7 protein-coding genes and 1 rRNA gene are annotated in these 7522 nt (G+C 69.2%); 2 read left to right on the forward strand and 6 right to left on the reverse strand.

Translation table 11 applies throughout. The features are described 5' to 3' along the window. Positions 1-13 precede the first annotated feature (13 nt). The 6 genes from ACWEFB_RS16035 to ACWEFB_RS16060 all read right to left on the reverse strand — a co-directional run bounded on the left by ACWEFB_RS16035 (position 14) and on the right by ACWEFB_RS16060 (position 5408). Positions 14-883 (reverse strand): metal ABC transporter permease, encoded by an 870-nt coding sequence (locus ACWEFB_RS16035; RefSeq protein WP_452286028.1) that lies wholly within the window; start codon positions 881-883, stop codon positions 14-16. Further along, positions 880-1797, reverse strand: a complete 918-nt coding sequence (locus ACWEFB_RS16040; RefSeq protein ID WP_452286030.1) for a metal ABC transporter permease — start codon at positions 1795-1797, stop codon at positions 880-882. The genes ACWEFB_RS16035 and ACWEFB_RS16040 overlap by 4 nt, the downstream gene beginning before the upstream one ends. After that, complete coding sequence (locus ACWEFB_RS16045; protein WP_452286032.1) at positions 1797-2579, reverse strand: metal ABC transporter ATP-binding protein; 783 nt, start codon at positions 2577-2579, stop codon at positions 1797-1799. Before ACWEFB_RS16045 ends, ACWEFB_RS16040 begins: the two co-directional genes overlap by 1 nt. Next, positions 2572-3528: a metal ABC transporter substrate-binding protein gene (locus ACWEFB_RS16050; RefSeq protein WP_452286034.1), complete on the reverse strand. Its 957-nt coding sequence runs from the start codon at positions 3526-3528 to the stop codon at positions 2572-2574. Before ACWEFB_RS16050 ends, ACWEFB_RS16045 begins: the two co-directional genes overlap by 8 nt. A 167-nt stretch (positions 3529-3695) precedes the next feature. Then, a complete protein-coding gene (locus ACWEFB_RS16055) occupies positions 3696-4622 on the reverse strand; it encodes a sulfite exporter TauE/SafE family protein (protein ID WP_326559389.1) in 927 nt (308 codons plus the stop codon). 336 nt (positions 4623-4958) lie between these two features. Then, complete coding sequence (locus tag ACWEFB_RS16060) at positions 4959-5408, reverse strand: PaaI family thioesterase (protein WP_326559388.1); 450 nt, start codon at positions 5406-5408, stop codon at positions 4959-4961. Between the two features lie 139 nt (positions 5409-5547). Here ACWEFB_RS16060 and tyrS point away from each other — a divergent pair, with 139 nt between their 5' ends. Next, positions 5548-6792, forward strand: a complete 1245-nt coding sequence (tyrS, locus tag ACWEFB_RS16065; RefSeq protein ID WP_452286067.1) for a tyrosine--tRNA ligase — start codon at positions 5548-5550, stop codon at positions 6790-6792. 670 nt (positions 6793-7462) lie between these two features. Continuing rightward, positions 7463-7522, forward strand: a 16S ribosomal RNA gene (locus ACWEFB_RS16070); the annotation flags it as partial.

Here is a 7522-nt window from a genome sequence, read left to right on the forward strand (position 1 = left end):
GTCGCGGGTTTCGTCACTTTCCCCCGGAACCCGCGACCGCCGGACCGACCGTGTCGAGGCCGGCGCTTCCGCGTACGCGCGGCACCGGTCCCAGCCAACGCCCGCCGATCAGGGACAGGACCAGGATCGCGGTGGCCGCCAGCGTGATGGCCGCGCCCGCCGCCACGTCGTACGCGCTCGAGACGAGCAGTCCGACGACCCCGCTGACCGCGCCGAACACCATCGCCAACGCGGTGATGACGCCGATCCGGTCGGACCAGGCCCGGCCCGCCGCCGCCGGTGCGACCACCAGGGCCAGGGTCAGGATGGTGCCGACCACCGGCACCACCGCCACGATCACCAGCTCGATCAGCACCAGCAGCACCAGGTCGACCAGTCCGGGGCGGTAGCCGGCCGCACGGGCGCCGACCCGGTCGAAGCCGACGAACAGCAGTTGCCGGGCACCGACGGTCAGCACCAGCGCGACCACCCCCAGCACGGCCGCGATCATCAGCAGGTCACCGGTGGACACGGTGAGGATCGAACCGACCAGGAACGACGACAGGTCCCGGCTGAATCCGTTCTGGGTGGCGACCAGGCCGATCCCGAGCGCGAAACCACCGGCGAGGATCACGCCCGTCGCCGCGGCGGCGTCCTGCCCCCGGGCCCGGCTCAACGCGGCCACCCCGACGGCGACCACCAGGCCGGCGACCGCGCCGCCGAGGTAGATGTTCAGCCCGATGATGCTGGCCGCGACCACACCGGGAAACGTCGCGTGGCTCATCGCCATGGTGAAGAAGGAGAGCCGGCGCAGCACCACCTGCACCCCGATCAGACCGGCCAGCAGGCCGACCAGCACCGCCGCCACCATCGCCCGGTGGAAGACGTCGTCCCACCAGCTCATCGGTGCACCAGCCCGGTCGGTCCCGGCACGGGGGCCGACGTACCCCGGAGGGTTGTCGCCCGTCGGCGGGCCCGGCGGGCCCGCAGCACGCCGACCGGCAGGGCCAGCAGGTACGCCGCGACCAGCGCCAGCACGACCGCGGAGGCCGAGGTGAGTCGCAGGCCGTGGTCGACCGACGCGGTCCAGCTCGCCAGCAGTCCCAGGTAACCCGCCCCGAGGGTGATCCCGACCCCGAGCACCGCCATGGCGAGCAACCGGTCGGTGAGCAGCCGCGCGGTCGCGGCCGGCACCAGCAGCAGGGCGACCACCAGTACGGTGCCCACGGCGCGGACCGCGGCGACCACGACCAGGGCGACGATCACGTTCAACCAGGTGTCGAGCCAACCGATCCGGTAGCCGGCCGCGGCGGCGCCGACCGGGTCGAAGGCGCGGAAGATCAGCACTCGGGCGCTGACCGCGAGCAGAACCAGCACCACGACCGCCAGCACCCCGGTCTGTACGAGCTGCTCACGGCTGACCGTGAGCACCCGCCCGAACAGGAACGAGGTCAGGTCGGCGGTGTACGACGAGCGCCGGGAGACCAGGATGACCCCGACGGAGAACATCGCGGTGAGCATGACCGCGATCGCCGCGTCCTCGCTGAGCCGACCGTGGCGGGTCAGCAGGCTCAGCGCGATCGCGGTGACCAGGCCGGCGACGAGCGCCCCGCCGAAGATGCCCTCCACCCCGCCGGCCAGGTAACCGATCACCACGCCGGGGAAGACGGTGTGGGTGAGCGCGTCCGCGACGAAGGAGAGCCGGCGGACGAAGATGAACACGCTCACCGGCCCGCACATCAGTGCCAGCAGGGCGAGTTCCGTCAGCGCGCGGGCCATGAACGGTGCGGCGAACGGGTCGACCAGCAGGCCCGGCATCACGGCTCGACCAGCATCGTCGCGCCGCCGTCCAGCTCGACCGCGTGGTTGCCGTACGTCCGGCGCAGCAGCGCCGGGGAGAGGGTCTCGCCGACCGGTCCGAAGCCGTACTGGCGCCCGTTGAGCAGGCACACCGTGTCGCAGGCGTCCCGGGCGATGCCCAGGTCGTGGGTGCTGACCACCAGCGCGGTCCCGGCTGCCCGGAGCTGCGCCATCACCCGCAGGATCTCCTCCTGGCTCGGCGCGTCGAGGCCGTTGAACGGTTCGTCCAGCAGCAGCAGGCGGGGCTGCGCCGCGATCGCCCGGGCGAGCAGCACCCGTTGCCGCTGCCCGCCGGAGAGCAGCCCGAACCGGGTACGGGCCCGGTCGGCCAGCCCGACCCGGTCCAGTGCCTCGGCGGCGAGCCGCCGGTCGGCCCGACCGGGTGGCCGCAGCCATCCGGTGTGCCGGTAGCGGCCCATCAGGACGACCTGGCCGGCGGAGACCGGGAAGTCGGCGTCCAGGCTGTCGATCTGGGGCACGTACGCGGCCCGACCGCGCGAGCGCGCGGATGGCTCGCCGAGGATGGTCAGTGAACCGTGGAGCACCTGGGCGAGGCCGAGGACCGCCTTGATCAGGGTGGATTTCCCGGCGCCGTTCGGGCCGACCAGGGCCAGTGCCTCGCCCGGCGATACCGCCAGGTGCACACCGGTGAGCACGGTACGGCCGGCGTAGCCGACGCTGGCCTGGGAGAACCGCAGGGCAACGTCGGCCGCCGGTACGCCGTGCGGCGACTCAGCCACCAAGGGCCTTCACGATCGTGTCGGTGTTGTGCTCCTCCGCGCCGATGTAGGTGCCCTGCGGCGTGCCCTCGGTGCCGAGGCTGTCCCCGTACAGCGCGTCCTCACCGCCGACCACCTTGACGCCGGCCTGTTGGGCGATCGCCTCGGCGCTCTTCGGCGGCAGCGAACTCTCGCTGAAGATCGCCTTGGTGCCGGTGGCCTTGATCTTGGCGACCAGGTCGGTGAGTTGGGATGCGGAGAGTTCCGCGCTGGTGTCCATGCTCGGGATCACCGAGCCGACGAATTCCAGCCGGTATCGGTCGATGTAATACCCGAACGCGTCGTGGTTGGTCACCAGCTTGCGTTGGTCGGCCGGGAGTGCGTCGAACTTCTTCGTGTTCTCGGCGTCGAGTGCGTCGAGCTTCGCCGCGTATTCCTGGTAGTTCTTCCGGTACGTGTCCGCCCGGCCGGAATCGGCGGCGACAAACGCCTTCTCGATGTTCTCCGCCATGATTTTGGCGTTCAGCGGGTTGTGCCAGATGTGCGGATCGCCCTCGGCCATTTCCTCGTCGTCGGGATCGCCCTTGCGCAGGGTGACCCCCTGGCTGGTGTCCACGACGGTGCCGTCGAACCCGGCCGCGTCGATTGTCCGGTCCAGCCACTTCTCCATTCCGACACCGTTCTTGACCACGACCGAAGCGGTGCCGATGGCCTGGATGTCGGCGGGGGTGGGCTCGTACTCGTGCGGGTCGACGTTCGGTTTGATGAGCTGGGTGACCTGCACCCCGTCGCCGCCGACATTGCGCACGAAGTCGGCCACCTCCGGCGTGGTCGCCACGACCGACAACTTCTGCCCGTCGGCCGGGGACGCGGACGTACCGTCGTCGTTTCCGGACCCGCAGGCGGCGACGACGGATACCGTCGTGACCGCGATCACCGCCCGGATCGCCCAGGATGCTGACGCTCTCAACAATGCCTCCTCCGTCATCTCAACGACGGAGACGCTAGTGGTTTTCATTTTCATCGTCTAATGGAGTCATTAGCACCCGAGCATGCGACGGGCAGACAGAACGCCGCCGCGAGGAACAGGTCCTCGCGGCGGCATGAGCTCCGGTCCAGCGGCGACCGGCCCCCGGATCAGGCCGGGGTCGTCGCCGACGGCCGCTGCTCGGTGGCCTCCGACTCCAGTTGCTCCGCGTCCCGGTTGGCCCGGTACTGCTTGATCGAGTACGCCAACGCCAGCGCCCAGACCAGGTAGATGACGGCGTAGAAGGTGTAACGCGTGGCGTCCGAGGCGTCGATCCAGTCGCTGCGCAGCAGCGAGCGGGCGTTGGTCAGGATGATGACGCCGCCGACCGCGGAGCCGAGGATTCGCGGCGGGATGTGCCGGACCAGCCAGGCCGCGATCGGTGCGGCGATCACGCCACCGATCAGCAGCGCGGCCACCCATCCGAAGTCGATGTTCTCGCTGCCGATCCCGACCAGGAAACCGAGGCTCGCCGCGATCGCGACCAGGAACTCGCTGGTGTCGATCGACCCGATTACCTTGCGCGGTTCCATCCGGCCGCTGGCCAGGATGGCGGGAGTGCCGACCGGACCCCAGCCACCGCCGCCGGTGGCGTCGACGAATCCGGCGACCACACCCAGCGGCCCGAGGAACCGCTTGCGCAGCGGCTGGCCGAGCCGGTCGCGGGGGATGCCGAAGGCAGTGAAGCGAACCAGGATGTAGATGCCGAGCGCGAGCAGGATGAGCGCCATCACCGGCGCGGCGACCTCGGTGGACAGACCGGACAGGAAGGTCGCCCCGGCGAACGCCCCGATCGCGCCGGGGATACCGATCTTCGCGACGACCTTCCAGTCGACGTTGCCGAACTTCCAGTGCGAGGCGCCCGACGCGAGCGTGGTGCCGATCTCGGCCAGGTGGACGGTGGCGGAGGCGGCGGCCGGGTTGGTGCCGATCGCCAGGAGCAGGGTGGTGGAGGTGACGCCGTAGGCCATGCCCAGGCTGCCGTCCACGAGTTGGGCCCCGAGGCCCACCAGGGCGAGGAGGAGGAGTTTGCGCACGGTGGTTCCTTTCCCTGCGGTCAGTTGCCGGTGGCGGTGCGTGGGGGTCCGGCACTAGGAACAGGACACGGGCGAAGGTGTTCCCTACTTAATTGATAGGGATTGTGCGCGACGATGTTCCTCAGGTCAATAGCGGTCGATCGGATGATCGGGCTGTTCCCCGTCGCTCGCCGTGCACCGGCGACGGGCCCGCCGACGTCCGTCGGCAGCCGCCGGGCCGAGGCACGTTCCTCCGACCCGGGTACGGACACACCGCACCGATCCCCGGGTACGGGCGCCACGGCGCGGCCGTACGCGTACCCGGGGATCGGGCTCGTGATGTGGGGGAGCGGACGGTTACCCGGCGGCCGGTGGTGCGGGGGTCAGGTTCTGCAACCGGACCTGGCCACGCGCGACCAGCCGGTCCCCGGCGTCGGTGATGTTGACCTGCCACAACTGCTGACTGCGCCCCTGGTGCACCGGGGTCGCGACCGCCGTCAGTTCACCCTCGCGCACCGCCCGCAGGAAGTCCGTCTGGTTCGACACCCCGACCACCTGGCCCCGGTCGCCCCACCAGATCGCGCCGCCGATGCTGCCGGCGGTCTCGACCACCGAGCTGTAGACGCCGCCGTGCTGGATCCCGTACGGCTGGTGCAGATCCGGCCGGCAGTCCCAGGTGATCACCACGCGCTCCGGCGTCGCCTCGTCGAGCCGCAGGCCGAGCAGGCCGGCGAAGCCACCGGTCAGTTCAGAAAAGTCCACGACTGCTCCTCCTCGACCGGCCCCACGGGCATCGGGGGTGATCATCCGCCGGACACCCTACCGGTCGGGATAACCGGGTGGGGCCCACCAGGCCCGATGGGGGAGAATCCCTACCGTGACCGATAGCAGCACCGTGACCGAGAGCAGCGCCTCGCCCACCGGCTCGACCGGGTCGGGACCGCTGATGGACGACCTGCAATGGCGGGGCCTGATCCAGGACTCCACCGGCCTGGACGAACTGCGGGCGCAGTTCGGCAACGGGCCGGTGACGTTCTATGTCGGCTTCGATCCGACCGCGCCGAGCCTGCACGTCGGCAACCTGATGCAGATCGCCACCGCGCGCCGCCTGCAACTGGCCGGAAACCGCCCATTGCTCCTGGTGGGGGGCGCGACCGGGCAGATCGGTGACCCCAAGGAGAGCGCGGAACGGACGCTGAACCCGCCCGAGGTGGTGGCCAGCTGGGTGGGGCGGATCCGGGACCAGCTCTCCCCGTTCGTCAGCTACACCGGCGACAACGCCGCCCAACTCGTCAACAACCTCGACTGGACCGGCGTCATGTCGGTGGTCGAGTTCCTGCGGGACGTCGGCAAGCACTTCCCGGTCAACAAGATGCTGGCCCGGGAGGTGGTACGGGCCCGGCTGGAGAGCGGGATCAGCTACACCGAGTTCAGCTACCAGCTCCTCCAGTCGCACGACTACTACGAACTGCACACCCGGTACGGCTGCCAGCTCCAGTTCGGCGGCTCGGACCAGTGGGGCAACATCACCGCAGGGGTCGACTACATCCGTCGACGCGGAGCGGGGCCCGTACATGCCTTCGTGACCCCGCTGGTCACCAAGGCCGACGGCACCAAGTTCGGCAAGAGCGAGGGTGGCGCCATCTGGCTCGACCCGACCATGACCAGCCCGTACGCCTTCTACCAGTTCTGGATCAACGCGGCCGACCAGGACGTCGGCCGCTACCTGCGCTACTTCAGCTTCCGCTCGCACGCCGAGATCGAGGAGTTGGAGCGGGCGACGGTGGAACGGCCACAGGCCCGGCTTGCTCAGCGGGCGCTGGCCGAGGAGCTGACCACCCTGGTGCACGGGGAGGAGGAGACCCGGCAGGCGGTCGCGGCGAGCCAGGCCCTGTTCGGCCGGGGCTCGCTGGACGAACTCGCCCCGCAGACGTTGCGGGCCGCCCTCACCGAAGCCGGACTCGTACGCCTCGCCGAGCTGCCGTCCGTTGCCGTCCTGCTCAAGGAGGCCGGTCTGGTGAGCAGCCTGAACGAGGCCCGACGGGCGATCAGCGAGGGCGGTGCGTACGTCAACAACGAGCGGGTGTCGGATGTGGACGCCGAGGTGGGGCCGCAGTCCCTGCTGCACGGGCGGTACCTCGTACTGCGCCGGGGCAAGCGCACCTTCGCCGGCGTCGAGCTGGCCGTTTAGTCGCGTCTGCCGATGTGACGGGGAACGCGCCCGGCGGATTTGACGATCAATCCGCCGGGCGCGTAACTTTCTGTCTGCCCGCAGGGGAACGGACAGAAACGGTGTGAACAACACCGGAAGGCCGGAACTGCGGGACAACCTCCAGGCTCTCGGGCGGGCAACCGCCGGGTACGAGGCTGGCGGGCGGAGCGGCACGGACGATCTGCAGGTCGGGTCGATTTGGCGTCGCGAGACCGACCGGGTATGGTTGCAGGTCGGCAGGGAACCGGACGACATGCGGGTGAGACCGCAGACAGGACGGCCTGCAAATCCTTCTGGAACTTCTACGGCGGGTCACCCGCTGTGACTTTCTGTGGGAACGAGTTAGACAAACCGGGAAATTCCGGTTTGACTCGGCGGAAACGACCGGGTAGCGTAGTAAAAGCGCCGGGCGGGAACGCCGGGTGTTGAAGTGGGAGTTAAAAAGCCCCGGGTTGTGGGCCCCTTGATTGGGGTTGGCGGTTCGGTGTGTGTTTGTTCTTTGAGAACTCAACAGGGTGCTTGATAAGCCAGTGCCAATTATGATTTAACCCCGGCCGGCTTGCTCACGTTTCTTCGGGGATTGTGGGTTGGTTTGGTTGGATTCCTTTGGCAACTTTTTGTTGCCGGGACATTTTTTCCACAAGAGTTTTTGTTGGAGAGTTTGATCCTGGCTCAGGACGAACGCTGGCGGCGTGCTTAACACATGCAA

The sequence above is a fragment of the Micromonospora sp. NPDC004704 genome, from assembly GCF_053601675.1.

Excerpts from the sequence above, each read along its gene's own strand:
- ACWEFB_RS16035 (WP_452286028.1), bottom strand. The coding sequence starts at position 883 with ATGAGCTGGTGGGACGACGTCTTCCACCGGGCGATGGTGGCGGCGGTG.
- ACWEFB_RS16040 (WP_452286030.1), bottom strand. The coding sequence starts at position 1,797 with ATGCCGGGCCTGCTGGTCGACCCGTTCGCCGCACCGTTCATGGCCCGC.
- ACWEFB_RS16060 (WP_326559388.1), bottom strand. The coding sequence starts at position 5,408 with ATGATCACCCCCGATGCCCGTGGGGCCGGTCGAGGAGGAGCAGTCGTG.
- tyrS (WP_452286067.1), top strand. The coding sequence starts at position 5,548 with ATGGACGACCTGCAATGGCGGGGCCTGATCCAGGACTCCACCGGCCTG.